The sequence below is a fragment of the Parvibaculum sp. genome (genome assembly GCF_049651025.1).
In the GTDB taxonomy this organism is placed as follows: Bacteria; Pseudomonadota; Alphaproteobacteria; order Parvibaculales; family Parvibaculaceae; genus Parvibaculum.
The window spans coordinates 1-14706 of the sequence record NZ_JBASBH010000099.1 but is presented as its reverse complement, the minus strand read 5'-3'; the positions used below and the strand labels follow the sequence as shown (position 1 = coordinate 14706).

Sequence of the window (14706 nt, the reverse complement as noted above, 5' to 3'; positions counted from 1 at the left end):
CCCTTGAGGGGGAGGGTTGGGAGGGGGGTGCGCCCAGCCGAAAGTGTTTCACGAAGAAGCCCCCCCACCCGGAACGCGTTCCGCGTTCCCGCCTCCCCCTCAAGGGGGGAGGGGAAAAGGAGAAAGGGCGTCAGGTTCATCACAGACCGAAGCCGGGCGGAATGGGCAGGCCGCCGGTGATGCTCTTCATTTTTTCGGCGGCGAGTTTTTCGGTTTTCGTCTTCGCGTCGTTCGAGGCGGCGACGATCAGGTCTTCGAGAATTTCGCGCTCGTCGGCTTTCATGAGTTCAGGCGCGATGCTGACGCGCTTCACGACGCCCTTGCCGGTCATGGCAACGCTCACAAGGCCGCCGCCCGATGTGCCTTCAACCTCAAGCGCTTCAAGCTCGGTCTGCAGGCCTTCCATTTTCGACTGGAGGGCCTTTGCCTGTTTCATGATGTCGGTAAGGTTCTTCACTCGTCCAAATCCATTTCGTCGTCACTCGGAAATTCGTCATGTGCGATCTCGCCATCGCTCGCAGACGGCAGATCGACGCTCAGCTTGTCGCGCACATTGACGATCACTGCGCCCGGAAAGGCCGCCAGCGCCGCCTGAACAAGCGGGTCGGCCTCGGCGCTTTCCTTCAAGGCCTGTTCGCGGGTTTGCGCCTGCTCTTTCAGCGTCGGCGCGGCCTGCGCGCGATCCGTTGCAATCGATACGACCCAGCGCTGGCCGGAGGCGCGCGTCAGCTTTTCGGAAAGCTCGCGCGCAATGTCGCCATTGGTGCCTTCGAGCGGCTGGATCTCGATGTGACCCTGCTCAAAGCGCACAAGGCGCATGCCGGCTTCGAGCGTCGATTTCATGCGGATGTCGCGTTGCGCGCCGAAGAAGGCGACGACATCTTCAAAGCGCGCGAGATTGATCGAGGGCGCGGCGCTGACGGCTTGCGTGGCGATGGGGCGACGTTCGGGCTCGCCCATGCTGGACACGGTGCGCAATTGCGCGCGCGGGCCACCGCCCGATGGACCCGCGGGCGCACCGCCGGAAGGTGCGGGCCGGGAGACAGCACCGCCGCCCTTCAATTGCTCGATCAGTTCTTCGGGGCTCGGGCCATCCGCCACATAGGCGATGCGGACCAGCACCATTTCAGCCGCCGCGATGGGACGCGATGCGCCCTGCACTTCGACGAGGCCCTTCAGCAGCATTTGCCAGACGCGCGACAGGGTGCGGATCGGCAGCTTGCTCGCCATTTCCTGGCCGCGCACGCGCTCGGTTTCCGACATGGCCATGTCGTCGCCAGCGCCCTGCACGAGCTTCAGGCGCGTCAGCCAATGAGTGAGATCGGCGAGATCGGAGAGGACGACAGCCGGATCGGCGCCGGCATCATATTGCGCGCGCAACTCGTCCAGCGCGGCGGCAATGTCGCCCTTCATCAGCATGTCGAAGAGATCGAAGATGCGGGCGCGGTCGGCAAGGCCCAGCATATCGCGAATGGCCAGCTCGAGAATATCGCCCTCGCCTTCGCTTGCGCCATGGGCAATGGCGCGGTCGAGCAGCGAAAGGCCGTCGCGGGCGGAACCATCGGCAGCGCGGGCGAGAAGCTTCAGCGCCGCTTCCTCGACGGCGATGCTTTCCTTCTGCGAGATGCGCGACAGGAGGCCGGTGAGTTCGCCGACGCTGAGGCGGCGCAGATCGAAGCGCTGGCAGCGCGAAAGCACCGTGACGGGCACTTTGCGGATTTCGGTCGTCGCGAAAATGAACTTCACATGCGCCGGCGGCTCTTCCAGCGTTTTCAACAGACCGTTGAAGGCTGCTTTCGAGAGCATGTGCACTTCGTCGATGATGTAGACCTTGTAGCGCGCCGAAACCGGCAGGTAGCGCACGCTTTCAATGATCTCGCGAATATCGTCGATGCCGGTGCGCGATGCCGCGTCCATTTCCAGCACGTCGACATGGCGGCTTTCCATGATCGCTTCGCAATGGACGCCATTGCCGTCCATGTGAATGGTCGGGCCGTTCACGCCGGGCTTTTCGTAATTGAGCGCACGCGCGAGGATGCGGGCGGTCGTCGTCTTGCCGACGCCGCGCACGCCGGTCAGCATGAAGGCGTGGGCGATGCGGCCCGTCTCGAAAGCGTTCGAGAGGGTGCGGACCATGGCTTCCTGGCCGACCAGGTCGTCAAAATTCGAAGGACGGTATTTGCGCGCGAGGACCTGATAGCCCGACGCCTGCTGACGCGGCTGGGATTTCGCCTCGCCGCCGAGCAGGGCAAAACCCGGCTCTTCATTTGCGATGGCTTCTAGCGCCGTATTTTCCACGCTGTCGTCCATCGGGTTCCCATGAATGAAAGGGGGAATAGGTGGGAGGCTGGACGAACGACCCGAGGCTAACTCGTTACGGCTGCTTCCTTCCGGATCTGACCGGGTTGGCGAGGGCTCCGTCCGTCGCCAACCTCCCGAGGGGAGTATATCAGGGGAAAAGACCCCAGATGCAAGGGCGAGGTGGCAAAGGCGGATTCCATTGAGCGAGGCGGCGTCTCGTGCCACCTTCACATAAAGAAAATTCAAGAGAGTCCAGAGGAAGCGTCAAATTATGGGCATCCCCCAGAATCCCAATATCTTTGCCAACAATCCGCTCGATCGCGCGAGCTATCGCCGCGCCGACAAGGACTGGGTCGCAGCCCAGCTTGCAGATAGCGCGAGCCTTTTCGTGCCGTTTCATCGGCTTCAGCCTTTCGTTTTGCCGGAAGAAAAGCCGAGCCAGGGCAAGGATGTGGGCTGGCTCAGAATGGGTCTGCTGCACGAATTGGCGGGACCGGAGCCGCTTGTCGTGTTTCTCGGCATCAACAAGCGCGGCAAATCGCTTTTTGCCGCCGATGTGAGCGGTTTGAAGAACGCGGAGAATCACCCTGCGCTGAAGGGCTTTGGCGCGTTTGAAGAACTGCGCGGGCTGGCCATGGCCGGGGAAATCACGCCGAGCGAGCTTGCGATCCTCGCGCAGGGCAAGAGCATGATCGACTGGCATCAGCGCCACGGCTTCTGCTCGGTTTGCGGCACGCGCACGGAAATGGCGGAAGCGGGCTACAAGCGCGCCTGCCCTTCCTGCAAGGCGGAACATTTTCCGCGCACCGACCCTGTCGTCATCATGCTCGCGACCCATGGCGACACATGCTTCCTCGGGCGGCAGAAGATATGGCCGAAGGGCATGTTTTCGGCGCTGGCGGGCTTCATCGAGCCGGGCGAATCGATTGAAGAGGCCGTGGCGCGCGAGCTTCACGAAGAGGCCGGGCTCTCGACGGCTTCGGTGAGCTATCACTCGACGCAGCCCTGGCCCTATCCCTCATCGCTGATGATCGGCTGCATGGCCGTTGCCGAGAACGATACGTTCAAGATCGACGGGATCGAACTATCCGAAGGGCGCTGGTTCAGCCGTGCTGAAGTCAAAGCCGTGCTGGCGGGCAAGGGCGATGGAAGCTTCTGGATGCCGCCGCCGTTCGCGATCGCCCATCAGCTCGTGAAGACTTTCGCCGAGCAATAGAAAAAGGGCCCGCCTGATGGCGGGCCTTTCCTCGTTTCAACGCCAATGGCCGTCGACCCGGTTGTGATAGCGGCGCGGCGGCTATTTAGGACAGTCGCCGATCCGCTTGTGATCGACTTTCATCGTCATCGACTGCTTCGCGCCCTCTATCGTGGTGGTCGATTCGACGACCTGAAGCATGCGCCTCGGGCTTTCGTAGGTCATGGTGCCGGTCGTCGAGACCGTGCCGCCCTGCTCCGGCGCAGAGCAGTCAACCTTGAAACGGTAGACATTGCCGCTCCAGTTCCCCGATGACTTGCAGTTCCCTGCCATCTCGTCCCTGTGATTCAGCAACGACTCGGGACCGTCCTTCACCATATCGGGCGTCACGCATTCCTTGTTCGTGAACGAGTGAGCCCCCATCGTCATGGCCTGCTCCCAAAGGCCGGGCTCCATGTTCGGCGGGGCGGCAAAGGCGGCGACCGGCAGAAGCAGCGCTGCGACTGCAATCGAAATCATTTTCTTCATAAATTTTCTCCATGCGATCCGTGCGCAACGCACACATGCCGCGAAGGCTAACACGCTTATCGCACAGCGAAGAAGACGTCAGGACACGCCTTGTACGGATAAAATTTCTGCCTTCGCCGAACAAGGAGGGGATGTTCTGGCATAGAGCGGGCGGCGCAGCGCCACCCAGGCCGAGAGCAGGATGAACAGGGTGCCGAGTTGCTCGATGCTTTCTTCGAGCATCTCGCTCCATGCAGGGTTGCCGGTGAAGAATCTCTTCTCGGCAACGTCGCCCAGCACATAAAACAGAATGCCTGAAATCATCAGCGCGCCGGAAAAGGTGAGCAACCAGCGCAGCACGATGACGACGCTCAGGCGGAAATGGCGGAGCGAGAGCAGCAATAGCGAAAGCCACAAGATGCCCAGAAATACGTAATGAAAACGGTTCTGCAGTGCCGCGCCGAGATAGGGCTCGGCAAAAGTTCCCCGCACGTCCAGCTCGCGAAAGAGAATGCTCAGGCAGAACAATGTGAGCCCGAGCAATGCGAGGCGCGAGACGCGGTTCGTGGCCCTGACGGCGGAGGCGAAGAAGAGGGCCGCTCCGGTAAACAGAAAGACGTCCTGGCTGAGCTCGAACAATGCGTTTTCGGCGTAATAGTCGATGGTGCCGAAGCAGGCGACGATCTGGACGCAGGTGACGACCAGAAGACACAGCGCAAGAACCCGATTGGGGCCGCTTTGAGCGTAAATTCGGCTGAGGAGTGTGGGTTTTTCGGGCGTGTCGACTGTTTCGTCTAGACGTAACCCCGAAGCCATCGAACATCCTCACGCAGCACCGCTTAAGGATCAAACCTTTCACATATGCGTCGCATTTGCAACGCGGCGAGGCTCAGCGCGTCGTGGAGGCGGCAAGCGTGGCCCGGAAGGCATGGGCTTTATATATGCCGAGAATCCTGAGTTCGCTGGTGAAGAAGTCGAGTTCTTCAAGCGCCAGGCGCACATTGCGCGATGCGGGGTGGCCTTCGATGTCGGCATAGAACTGCGTCGCGTTGAAGGAGCCTTCGAGCTGATAGCTTTCAAGCTTCGTCATGTTGACGCCGTTGGTCGCAAATCCGCCCATCGCCTTGTAGAGCGCGGCTGGCACGTTCCGCACACGGAAAATGAAGGTCGTGATGACCGGATCGTCTTCCGGCTCGGCGTCGTTGGGCTCTTTCGCCATGATGAGAAAGCGCGTCGTATTGTGCTCGGCGTCCTCAATGTCGGGGCGCAGCACATCAAGGCCATAGATCTGGCCCGCAAGCGAGGTGGCGATGGCGGCTTGCGACTTGTCGCCTGCCTCGGCGATCTGGCGGGCGGAGCCTGCCGTGTCGGCGCCGACGACCATGCGCAGACCCAATTCGCGGATCACATTGCGGCACTGGCCGAGCGCGGGCGTTTGGCTCTGCACGGTTTTCAGATCGGAAATCTGCGCGCCTTTGACGCCGAGCAAATGGAAGCGGATGCGCAGGAAATGCTCGCCGACAATATAGAGACCGCTTTCAGGCAGCAGGTGGTGAATGTCGCCGATGCGGCCCGCCAGCGAGTTTTCGATCGGCAGCATGGCGAGTTTCGCCCGGCCTTGCTGAACGGCGGAGAAGACGTCCTCAAAGGTGGCGCAGGGCAGAACCTTCATGTCGGGAAAGGCTTCGACGCAGGCAATATGCGAGTTCGCGCCCGGTTCGCCCTGAAAAGCGATGGTGTTTTCAGCCACGGTCATATCCGCCCGGATGTGAGTTTTGAGAGCGCGGCGCGCGCCTTTTCGAGATCGGCGGGAGTATCGACACCGAGCGGAACGGTGTCAACGAGCGCCACCTCGACGCTCATGCCTGCTTCGAGCGCTCGCAATTGCTCGAGCTTTTCGCGCAGTTCGAGCGGCGATGGCGGCAGCGCGACAAAGCGGGCAAGCGCGGCGCGCGTATAGGCGTAAAGGCCGATGTGGTGATAATGCGGGCCATCGCCCGAGGGCGCAGTGACGCGCGTGAAGTAGAGCGCCCTGCCCGCTCTCTGCCCCTCGCGCAACGCGATGACGGCCTTCACGACATTGGGATTGGTGCGTTCTTCTTCCACGACGATTTCAGCGGCGAGCGTCGAAATGTCCGCACCCGATGCGATGAGCGCATCGGCGGCTGTGCGGATCAATGCCGGGTCGAGCGTCGGCAGGTCGCCCTGCACATTGACGATGACGTCATGGCGACCTTCCGGATCGACCGCATTGAGCGCCTGCCAGATGCGGTCGGAGCCGGACGGCAGGTCAGGATCGGTCAGCACCGCCTCGCCGCCTGCGGCGCGGACGGCATCGGCAATCGCCTCTTCGGCGGCGGCGACGACGACGCGGCCAAGACCGGCTTCGCGGGCACGTGACCAGACCTGAACGATCATCGGGAGGCCCGCAATGTCGGCCAGGGGTTTGCCCGGGAGGCGGGTCGAGGCCATTCGGGCGGGAATCACAATGATGGGATTTGAGGCAGAAGCGGGGTCTGGACGGGACATAAGGCGTTCCTCAGCCGTGTTTGGGGAAGGGACAGCCTCTTTTCCTGCGACGGATCGCCGCAATTTGCCCCTGATTAGCGGCCTCGCGCGCCTGAGTTTCACGTGTGCCCCTGAGGCGTCTTATACGGCTTGCGGCGCGGGCGCGGAAGCGGCTAATCTCCGCGCGAAAAAGGGGGGTTCTGGCAAGGGCATTCAATCGCTATCCTGCCGCATATAACCCCTGTCCCTTCACTGAATCCTGGCGGCACGAGAGCAAATGGATAGTTTTGAATTTAACAAGATTGCAGGCGCGGTCATTTTTTCGCTGCTGCTCGTGCTCGGTGTGAAGAACGTCGCCGACATCATCTACGAAACGCCCGCAGCAAACCCGCAGTCCTTTGTCGTTGAAGGCGTGGTTGCCGAGGGTGAGGCCGGCGCCGAGGCAGGCCCCGCAGAAGCCGCGGTTCCGCTGCCGGTGCTGCTCGCCAAGGCCGATGTCGCCGCCGGTGAGAAACAGTCCAAGAAGTGCGCGGCTTGCCACAATCTCCAGGAAGGCGCCGGCACGAAGATCGGTCCGGACCTTTTCCATGTCGTCGATCGCAAGGTTGCGAGCGCGCCGGGCTTTGCCTATTCGGAAGCCATGAAGAAGCATGGCGGCGTGTGGAGCTTCGAGGAGCTTTCGCACTTCATCGAAAATCCGCGCGGCTATATTGCCGGTACGGCGATGTCCTTTGCAGGTATCAAGAACCCGCAGCAGCGCGCCGACCTCATCGTCTATCTGAACACGCTTGGCACCAACGCAGCCCTGCCCAAGGTTGAAGCGGCTCCCGCCGCGGCGGCACCGGCAACAGCAGCGCCGGAAGCGGCAAAGCCCGACGCGGCCAAGCACTAAACAGACAGCCCGCCACAGGCGGGCCGACAAAACAGAGCGCCCGGAAATTTCCGGGCGCTTTTTGTTTGTGCGAATGGCGGTTTGCGCGGATTGGCTCGCGCTCGCCTCAAAAAATGGCCACAATGAACGGTAGTTATGGAAGCGAGACAGGTTATCAAGCGGGAGGAGAGATGAAGCGTAGCAAGGCCGGGCGCAGCGTGGCGCTTCTCGTGTCGGCACTTGCCGCCCTTACGGTCGCAGGATGGGCCGTTGCCGGAGAAACCGCGCGAGCGGCCGAGGTGGAGCGGCATGGCGCATCGCTATTCGGCGACCTCAAATATCGTCCCGACTTCAAGCATTTCGACTATGTGAACCCGGCCGCGCCGAAAGGCGGCGAGCTGCGCTATGCGGCCATCGGCAATTTCGACAGCCTCAATGCCTTCATCGTCAAGGGCGAGCAGGCGGCGGGCCTCGCGCTCATTTACGACACGCTGCTCGAAACAAGCCTCGACGAGCCGGGCGCGGAATATGGGCTGATCGCGGAAAGCCTTTCCTATCCCGATGATTTCTCCTCGGTGACGTTCAGCTTGCGCAAGGCGGCGCGCTTCAATGACGGCAAGCCGGTAACGGCGGAAGATGTTGTCTGGAGCTTTGAGACGCTGAAGAAGCTCAACCCGTTTTATGCCGCCTATTATCACAATGTGACGAAGGCCGAAGTGCTCGCGCCGAACAAGGTGCGTTTCACGTTTTCGGGCAAGGGCAATCGCGAGTTGCCGCAGATCGTCGGCCAGTTGCCGATCCTGCCCAAGCACTATTGGACGGCGCAAGGCAGCAAGGGCAAGACGCGCGACATTTCGCAGACGACGCTCGAAGCGCCGCTGGGCAGCGGGCCCTATCGCATCGGCAAGGTCATTGCCGGGCGCAGCATCGTCTATGAACGCGTGAAGGATTACTGGGCGAAAGACCTGCCGGTGAAACTCGGCACGGCGAATTTCGACAGCATGCGTTTCGATTATTACGGCGACCCGACCATCGCCTTCGAAGCCTTCAAGGGCGATCAGGTCGATTACCGCGCCGAGAACAGCGCCAAGAACTGGGCGACCGGCTACAACATCCCTGCCGTGAAGGACGGGCGCATCAAGCGCGAGGAACTGCGCATGCAGACCGGCGCGGGCATGCAGAGCTTCGCCTTCAACCTGCGCCGCGACATTTTCAAAGACCCGCGCGTGCGCGAAGCCTTCAACTGGGCCTTCGATTTCGAGTGGCAGAACAAGACGCTGTTCTATGGCCAGTACACGCGCACCGGCAGCTATTTTGAAAACAGCGAGCTTGCCTCAAGCGGTGTGCCGCAGGGTGCGGAGTTGAAGCTGCTCGAGCCTTTCCGCAAGGACCTGCCGCCGGAAGTTTTCACAACGGCCTACACCAATCCGAAGACGGATGGCTCCGGCAACAACCGCGCCAATCTGCGCCGCGCCGCTGAACTTCTCGATGCGGCCGGATGGAAAGCGGTGAAGGGTGCGCGCGTCAATGCGCAGGGCCAGCCATTGCAGGTCGAGTTCCTGCTTGCCGATCCGATGTTCGAGCGCGTCGTCGGGCCTTACCGCCAATCGCTTGAGCGGCTCGGCATCAAGGTGACGCTGCGCACAGTCGACAGCGCGCAATATCAAAACCGCGTCGACAATCGCGATTTCGACATCATCGTCCATTCCTTCGGCCAGTCGCTTTCGCCCGGCAATGAGCAGCGCGAATTCTGGGGCTGCGCAGCGTCGAAGATTTCCGGCAGCCGCAATGTGATCGGCATTTGCGATCCCGTCGTCGAAAAACTGATCGACAGCGTGATTTTCGCGAAGAGCCGCGATGAGCTTCTTGCGGCGACGCATGCGCTCGACCGCGTATTGCTGTGGCGGCATTATGTGGTGCCGCAATGGTTCTCGCCGAAGAGCCGCGTCGCCTATTGGGCGCGACTTGCGCATCCGACGCCGACGCCCGCCTATTCCGTCGGCTTCCCCGACATCTGGTGGTATGACGCGAGCGGCAAGGCCGCGAACAAACAGGCGCCCCAGAAGCCATGAGCGAGCAGGTGCGGTTTCCACGGCGCAGCGTTCTCGGCCTGATGGGTGCGAGCCTCGGCGCCGCGCTGCTTCGGCCCATGCATGCGGGTGCGCAGACGGTCGGGCCGGACAAAGGCGCACGCCACGGGCTTTCGATATTCGGCGAGCTTAATTATCCCGCGGGCTTCAAGCATTTCGACTATGTGAACCCGGATGCGCCCAAGGGCGGCACGCTTTCTGAAACGCCGTCGACCGGCGCATTCAATGCCTCGCTGCTCACCTTCGACACGCTGAACGGCTATATCCTCAAGGGCAATGCGCCGCCGCGGCTCGATTTCATTTTCGATACGTTGATGGTGCGCGCGCTGGACGAGCCGGATGCGGTTTACGGACTTGTCGCGGAAAGCGTGCAGGTGATGGAGGGCGGCAACAAGCTCCAGTTCCGCCTGCGCGATGCCGCGCGCTTTCATGACGGCACGCCGCTGACGGCAGAGGACGCGGCTTTCTCCTTCATGCTGCTGAAGGAAAAAGGCCACCCGCTTATCGCACTCAATCTGCGCGAGATGAAGAAGGCGGAGGCCGCCGACAAGCGCACGCTCGTCGTGACGTTCACCGGAAAACAGACACGCGATCTTGCGATCTTCGTTGCCAGCACGCTGCCGATTTTTTCCAAGGCGTACTACACGGCGAAGAAGTTCGATGCGACGACGCTGGAGCCGCCGCTGGCGAGCGGGCCTTACAAGATCGGCAGCTTCAAAGCGGGCGACAACATCACCTATCAGCGCGTGCCGGATTACTGGGCGCGCGATCTCAATGTGAATATCGGCAACTGGAATTTCGATCGCATCCGCTTAGAGTTCTATCGCGACCGCACGGCGGGCTTTGAAGCCTTCAGCGCCGGCCAATATCTTTTCCGTGAGGAATTCACGTCGAAGGTCTGGGCGACGCAGTATAATTTTCCGGCTGTGAAGGACGGGCGCGTGACGCGCGTCACCCTGCCCGATCATACGCCGTCGGGCGCGCAGGGCTGGTTCATCAATGCGCGGCGCGAAAAATTTTCCGATCCGCGCGTCCGCGAGGCACTGAACCTCGCATTCGATTTCGAATGGACAAACAAGAACCTTTTCTACGGGCTCTACAAACGCACTTCGAGTTTCTTTGAAAACTCGCCGATGCGGGCGGAGGGATTGCCAAGCGCTGAAGAGCTGGCGCTGCTCGAGCCGTTTCGCGCTTCATTGTCGCCGGCAGCGTTCGGGCCTGCGGTCGTCGCGCCGGCAAGCGACGGCACGGGGCAGGACAGAAAGCAGCTTCGCCGTGCGGCGGAACTTCTCGACGAGGCGGGCTGGAAAGTTTCCGGCGGCGTTCGGCGCAATGCCAAGGGCGAGGCACTGACCATCGAATTTCTCGGCGACGATCCCGTCTTTCAACGGGTGGAGGGGCCTTATGCGAAGAACCTCAAGCTCATCGGCATCGATGCGCGCTCGCGGCTTGTCGATTCCGCACAATTTCAGGATCGGCTGAAATCCTTCGATTTCGATTTCACCGTGCAGCGCTATTCGCTGGGCCTTACGCCCGGCATCGAAATGCGCAGCTATTGGAGTTCGGAATTTGCCGCGATACCGGGGAGCCGCAATCTCTGCGGCATCGCCAATCCCGCCGTCGACGCGCTGATCGAAAAGGTCATTGCAGCGGAGGCGCGGGCGCAGCAGGTTGTCGCCGCGCGCGCGCTCGACCGCGTATTGCGCGCCGGGCAGTTCTGGATTCCGCAGTGGTACAAGGCGAGCTACACCATGGCCTTCTGGAATATTTTCGACCGGCCGAAGATCGCGGCGAAATATGATCGCGCCGTCGAACAGACATGGTGGGTCGATGCGGCGCGGGCTGCGAAACTCGGCATGAAGGGTCAGGGCTGACGCGATGGCGGCTTATATCATCCGGCGCATTCTGCTCATGGTGCCGACCATTCTCGGCATCATGGCCTTAAGCTTCCTGCTGGTGCAATTCGCGCCGGGGGGGCCCATCGAGCGCATTGTCGCGCAGCTTTCGGGCACGGAGATTTCGGCGACGGCGCGCATCGGCGGCTCAGGGTCCGGCGATTTCGCGCAGCAGAATATCGGCGGCGGCGCGGATGCCGCGCTCAACAGCAAATATCGCGGAGCGCGCGGGCTCGACCCGGAATTCATCAAGCAGCTCGAAGTGCAGTTCGGCTTCGACAAGCCCTGGTATGAGCGCTTCGGCAAGATGATCTGGAATTATTCGCGCTTCCAGTTCGGCACGAGCTATTTCCGCGACGTGAAGGTGCTCGACCTCATCGGGGAGAAGCTGCCAGTTTCGATTTCGCTGGGCCTCTGGACGACGCTTCTCACCTATCTGATCTCGATACCGCTCGGCATCCGCAAGGCGATGCTCGATGGCTCGCGCTTCGACCTGTGGACGAGCGCCGTCATCATTGTCGGTTATGCGATACCGAGTTTTTTGTTCGCGGTGTTTCTGATCGTGCTTTTCGCGGGCGGCTCGTTCTTTGACGTCTTCCCATTGCGCGGTCTCACGTCGGACAACTGGTCGGACCTTTCCTGGCCCATGCGCATTGTCGATTATCTCTGGCACATCTGCCTGCCGGTGACGGCGCTCGTCATCGGCTCCTTTGCCACGACGACGCTGCTCACCAAGAATTCCTTTCTCGACGAGATCAAGAAACAATATGTGATGACGGCCCGCGCCAAGGGGCTTTCGGAGCGGCAAGTGCTTTACGGCCATGTCTTCCGCAATGCCATGCTGATCGTGATTGCAGGGTTTCCCGGCGCCTTCGTCGGCGCCTTCTTCACCGGCTCGATCCTCATCGAAACGATCTTCTCGCTCGACGGTTTGGGGCTTCTCTCCTACGAATCCATCGTCAATCGCGACTATCCCGTCGTCTTCGCGACGCTCTATATCTTCGGCCTGATGGGGCTGGTGATGACGCTTGTCAGCGACCTGACCTATACATGGGTCGACCCGCGCATCGACTTTGAAACGCGGGAGGTTTGAGCGTGAGCCTTCTTCCTTCATTCGCGCGGCCGAAATTCGTGCTCTCGCCCATCAACCGGCGGCGCTGGCATAATTTCAGGGCGAACAAGCGCGGCTATTGGAGCCTCTGGGCATTCCTCGCGCTTTTCTTTCTGTCGCTCTTTGCCGAATTTATCGCGAACGACAAGCCGCTTCTCGTCACCTTCAAGGGCGAGATCTACTCGCCTGTTTTCGTTTCCTATCCCGAAACCGCATTCGGCGGCTATTTCGAGACGGAGGCCGATTATCGCGACCCTGAAGTGCAGCGGCTTATTTCGGAAGCGGGCGGCACCATCATCTGGCCGCTCATCCGCTACGACTACCGCACCATCAATCTCAATCTGCCGGTTCCCGCGCCTGCGCCGCCATCTGCCGAAAACTGGCTCGGCACCGACGATCAGGGACGCGACGTGGTGGCGCGACTGATCTACGGCTTCCGCATTTCCGTGTTGTTCGGGCTGGTGCTGACGCTTGCATCCTCGGTGATCGGCGTTGCGGCGGGCGCGGTGCAGGGCTATTTCGGCGGCTGGACCGATCTGCTCTTTCAGCGCTTCATCGAAATCTGGACCAGCGTGCCGACGCTTTATCTGCTCATCATCATGGCCGCCGTGATCGAGCCGAGCTTCTGGATATTGCTCGGCATATTGCTGCTGTTTTCATGGGTGTCGCTTGTCGGCGTGGTGCGCGCGGAGTTTCTGCGCGGGCGCAATTTTGAGTATATCAAGGCGGCGCGCGCGCTGGGATTGAAGGACACGACCATCATCTTCAAGCATCTGCTGCCCAATGCAATGGTCGCGACGCTGACCTTCATGCCGTTCATTCTGAACTCGTCGATCACGACGCTGACCTCGCTCGACTTTCTCGGCTTCGGCCTGCCGCCCGGCTCGCCATCGCTCGGCGAATTGCTGGCGCAGGGCAAAGCCAATCTGCAAGCGCCGTGGCTCGGCCTTGCCGGGTTCTTCTCCATTGCGATCATGCTGAGCCTGCTGATCTTCATCGGCGAGGCGGTGCGCGACGCTTTCGATCCGCGCAAGGTGATGCAATGAGCGCCCCTTTGCTGGAGGTCAAAGACCTCTCCGTCGCTTTCCGCGTCGAGGGACGCGAGGTTCTCGCGGTCGATCGCGTGTCCTTCGACATCAAGCCGGGCGAGACGGTGGCGCTGGTCGGTGAATCCGGTTCGGGCAAATCCGTGTCGGCGCTTTCCATCGTGCAGCTCCTGCCCTATCCGCAGGCGCGGCATCCGTCGGGCGGAATTTTCTTCGGCGGGCAGAACCTTGTCGGCGCGAGCGAGAAAGTATTGCGCTCCATTCGCGGCGCGAAGATCAGCATGGTCTTTCAGGAGCCGATGACCTCGCTCAATCCGCTGCACACGATCGAGCGGCAGGTCGGCGAGATGCTGATCCAGCACAAGGGGCTTCGCGGTGCGGCGGTGCGCGCGCGCGTGGTGGAGCTTCTGCACAAGGTCGGCATTCCCGATCCGGAAGCGCGTCTCGGCGCTTATCCGCACGAGCTTTCAGGCGGGCAGCGCCAGCGTGTGATGATTGCCATGGCGCTCGCCAATGAGCCGGACCTTCTGATTGCGGACGAGCCGACGACGGCGCTCGATGTGACGGTGCAGGCGCAGATCCTTGAACTGCTGAAGGACCTCAAGCGCGAGATGGGCATGGCGCTTCTGCTCATCACGCATGATCTCGGCATTGTGCGGAAGATGGCCGATCGCGTCTGCGTGATGACGGGCGGCAAGATTGTCGAGGCAGGCGCGACGGAGGATGTCTTCACCGCGCCGAAACATGCCTATACGCAGCATCTTCTCGCCTCGGAACCCAAGGGCCGCGCGCTTGGCGGACCGAAGGATTCACCTGTCGTCATGGAGACGGATGATCTCAAGGTCTGGTTTCCGATCAAAAAGGGTTTTCTGCGCAAGACGGTCGGCCATGTGAAAGCGGTCGATGGGGTGACGCTCACCGTGCGGCAGGGGCGGACGCTTGGCGTTGTCGGCGAATCCGGTTCGGGCAAGACGACGCTTGGCCTTGCCATGCTGCGGCTTCTGTCGAGCGAGGGGCCGATCCGTTTCGACGGCCAGCCGATTGACGGATTGAAGTCGGCGGAGATGCGGCCCTTGCGGCGGCATATGCAGATCGTCTTTCAGGACCCTTACGGATCGCTCTCGCCGCGCATGTCGGTGGGGCAGATCGTCGAGGAGAGGCTTATCGTTCAGAGGATGGCGC

At 61.4% G+C, this 14706-nt stretch carries 13 protein-coding genes and 1 other RNA gene; 7 read left to right on the top strand and 7 right to left on the bottom strand.

Annotated features, from left to right (window positions below; genetic code table 11):
- Positions 1-139: 139 nt before the first annotated feature.
- The 3 genes from WA943_RS12710 to ffs all read right to left on the bottom strand — a co-directional run bounded on the left by WA943_RS12710 (position 140) and on the right by ffs (position 2436).
- Positions 140-436, bottom strand: coding sequence for a YbaB/EbfC family nucleoid-associated protein (locus WA943_RS12710; protein ID WP_424470252.1), 297 nt, complete (start codon positions 434-436; stop codon positions 140-142).
- Between the two features lie 17 nt (positions 437-453).
- Complete coding sequence (locus WA943_RS12705) at positions 454-2310, bottom strand: DNA polymerase III subunit gamma/tau (RefSeq protein WP_424470251.1); 1857 nt, start codon at positions 2308-2310, stop codon at positions 454-456.
- A 29-nt stretch (positions 2311-2339) separates the two neighbouring features.
- Positions 2340-2436, bottom strand: an RNA gene (gene ffs / locus WA943_RS12700) — signal recognition particle sRNA small type.
- 136 nt (positions 2437-2572) lie between these two features.
- On the opposite strand from ffs, the gene nudC reads away from it, so the two are divergent.
- Positions 2573-3517 (top strand): NAD(+) diphosphatase, encoded by a 945-nt coding sequence (gene nudC, locus WA943_RS12695; protein ID WP_424470250.1) that lies wholly within the window; start codon positions 2573-2575, stop codon positions 3515-3517.
- A gap of 81 nt (positions 3518-3598) precedes the next feature.
- Here the strand turns inward: nudC and WA943_RS12690 are convergent, their stop codons facing one another.
- The 4 genes from WA943_RS12690 to WA943_RS12675 form a co-directional block, all read right to left on the bottom strand.
- Entirely contained in the window at positions 3599-4024 is a 426-nt protein-coding gene (locus WA943_RS12690; protein ID WP_424470249.1) for a DUF3617 family protein, read from the bottom strand.
- 78 nt (positions 4025-4102) lie between these two features.
- The gene (locus WA943_RS12685) at positions 4103-4819 is read right to left on the bottom strand and encodes a hypothetical protein (protein ID WP_424470248.1); all 717 of its coding nucleotides are present in this window, start codon (positions 4817-4819) and stop codon (positions 4103-4105) included.
- A gap of 73 nt (positions 4820-4892) precedes the next feature.
- Positions 4893-5759: a prephenate dehydratase gene (locus tag WA943_RS12680; RefSeq protein WP_424470247.1), complete on the bottom strand. Its 867-nt coding sequence runs from the start codon at positions 5757-5759 to the stop codon at positions 4893-4895.
- Positions 5756-6532 carry a 3-deoxy-manno-octulosonate cytidylyltransferase gene (locus WA943_RS12675; protein WP_424470246.1) on the bottom strand — a complete coding sequence of 259 codons (777 nt, stop codon included), beginning with the start codon at positions 6530-6532 and terminating at the stop codon, positions 5756-5758. The genes WA943_RS12680 and WA943_RS12675 overlap by 4 nt, the downstream gene beginning before the upstream one ends.
- A gap of 256 nt (positions 6533-6788) precedes the next feature.
- On the opposite strand from WA943_RS12675, the gene WA943_RS12670 reads away from it, so the two are divergent.
- The 6 genes from WA943_RS12670 to WA943_RS12645 form a co-directional block, all read left to right on the top strand.
- Positions 6789-7403 (top strand): c-type cytochrome, encoded by a 615-nt coding sequence (locus tag WA943_RS12670; RefSeq protein WP_424470245.1) that lies wholly within the window; start codon positions 6789-6791, stop codon positions 7401-7403.
- 170 nt (positions 7404-7573) lie between these two features.
- Positions 7574-9454, top strand: coding sequence for an extracellular solute-binding protein (locus WA943_RS12665; protein ID WP_424470244.1), 1881 nt, complete (start codon positions 7574-7576; stop codon positions 9452-9454).
- Positions 9451-11346 (top strand): extracellular solute-binding protein, encoded by a 1896-nt coding sequence (locus WA943_RS12660; protein ID WP_424470243.1) that lies wholly within the window; start codon positions 9451-9453, stop codon positions 11344-11346. Before WA943_RS12665 ends, WA943_RS12660 begins: the two co-directional genes overlap by 4 nt.
- Before the next feature lie 4 nt (positions 11347-11350).
- Positions 11351-12460, top strand: a complete 1110-nt coding sequence (locus WA943_RS12655; protein ID WP_424470242.1) for a microcin C ABC transporter permease YejB — start codon at positions 11351-11353, stop codon at positions 12458-12460.
- Positions 12457-13524, top strand: a complete 1068-nt coding sequence (locus WA943_RS12650; protein WP_424470241.1) for an ABC transporter permease — start codon at positions 12457-12459, stop codon at positions 13522-13524. Before WA943_RS12655 ends, WA943_RS12650 begins: the two co-directional genes overlap by 4 nt.
- A partial coding sequence (locus WA943_RS12645) for an ABC transporter ATP-binding protein (RefSeq protein ID WP_424470240.1) occupies positions 13521-14706 on the top strand: 1186 nt, incomplete at its 3' end. The genes WA943_RS12650 and WA943_RS12645, both read left to right, overlap by 4 nt.

Excerpts from the sequence above, each read along its gene's own strand:
- WA943_RS12710 (WP_424470252.1), bottom strand. The coding sequence starts at position 436 with ATGAAACAGGCAAAGGCCCTCCAGTCGAAAATGGAAGGCCTGCAGACC.
- WA943_RS12665 (WP_424470244.1), top strand. The coding sequence starts at position 7,574 with ATGAAGCGTAGCAAGGCCGGGCGCAGCGTGGCGCTTCTCGTGTCGGCA.
- WA943_RS12680 (WP_424470247.1), bottom strand. The coding sequence starts at position 5,759 with ATGACCGTGGCTGAAAACACCATCGCTTTTCAGGGCGAACCGGGCGCG.
- WA943_RS12670 (WP_424470245.1), top strand. The coding sequence starts at position 6,789 with ATGGATAGTTTTGAATTTAACAAGATTGCAGGCGCGGTCATTTTTTCG.
- WA943_RS12690 (WP_424470249.1), bottom strand. The coding sequence starts at position 4,024 with ATGAAGAAAATGATTTCGATTGCAGTCGCAGCGCTGCTTCTGCCGGTC.
- WA943_RS12655 (WP_424470242.1), top strand. The coding sequence starts at position 11,351 with ATGGCGGCTTATATCATCCGGCGCATTCTGCTCATGGTGCCGACCATT.
- WA943_RS12705 (WP_424470251.1), bottom strand. The coding sequence starts at position 2,310 with ATGGACGACAGCGTGGAAAATACGGCGCTAGAAGCCATCGCAAATGAA.
- nudC (WP_424470250.1), top strand. The coding sequence starts at position 2,573 with ATGGGCATCCCCCAGAATCCCAATATCTTTGCCAACAATCCGCTCGAT.
- WA943_RS12685 (WP_424470248.1), bottom strand. The coding sequence starts at position 4,819 with ATGGCTTCGGGGTTACGTCTAGACGAAACAGTCGACACGCCCGAAAAA.
- WA943_RS12660 (WP_424470243.1), top strand. The coding sequence starts at position 9,451 with ATGAGCGAGCAGGTGCGGTTTCCACGGCGCAGCGTTCTCGGCCTGATG.
- WA943_RS12675 (WP_424470246.1), bottom strand. The coding sequence starts at position 6,532 with ATGTCCCGTCCAGACCCCGCTTCTGCCTCAAATCCCATCATTGTGATT.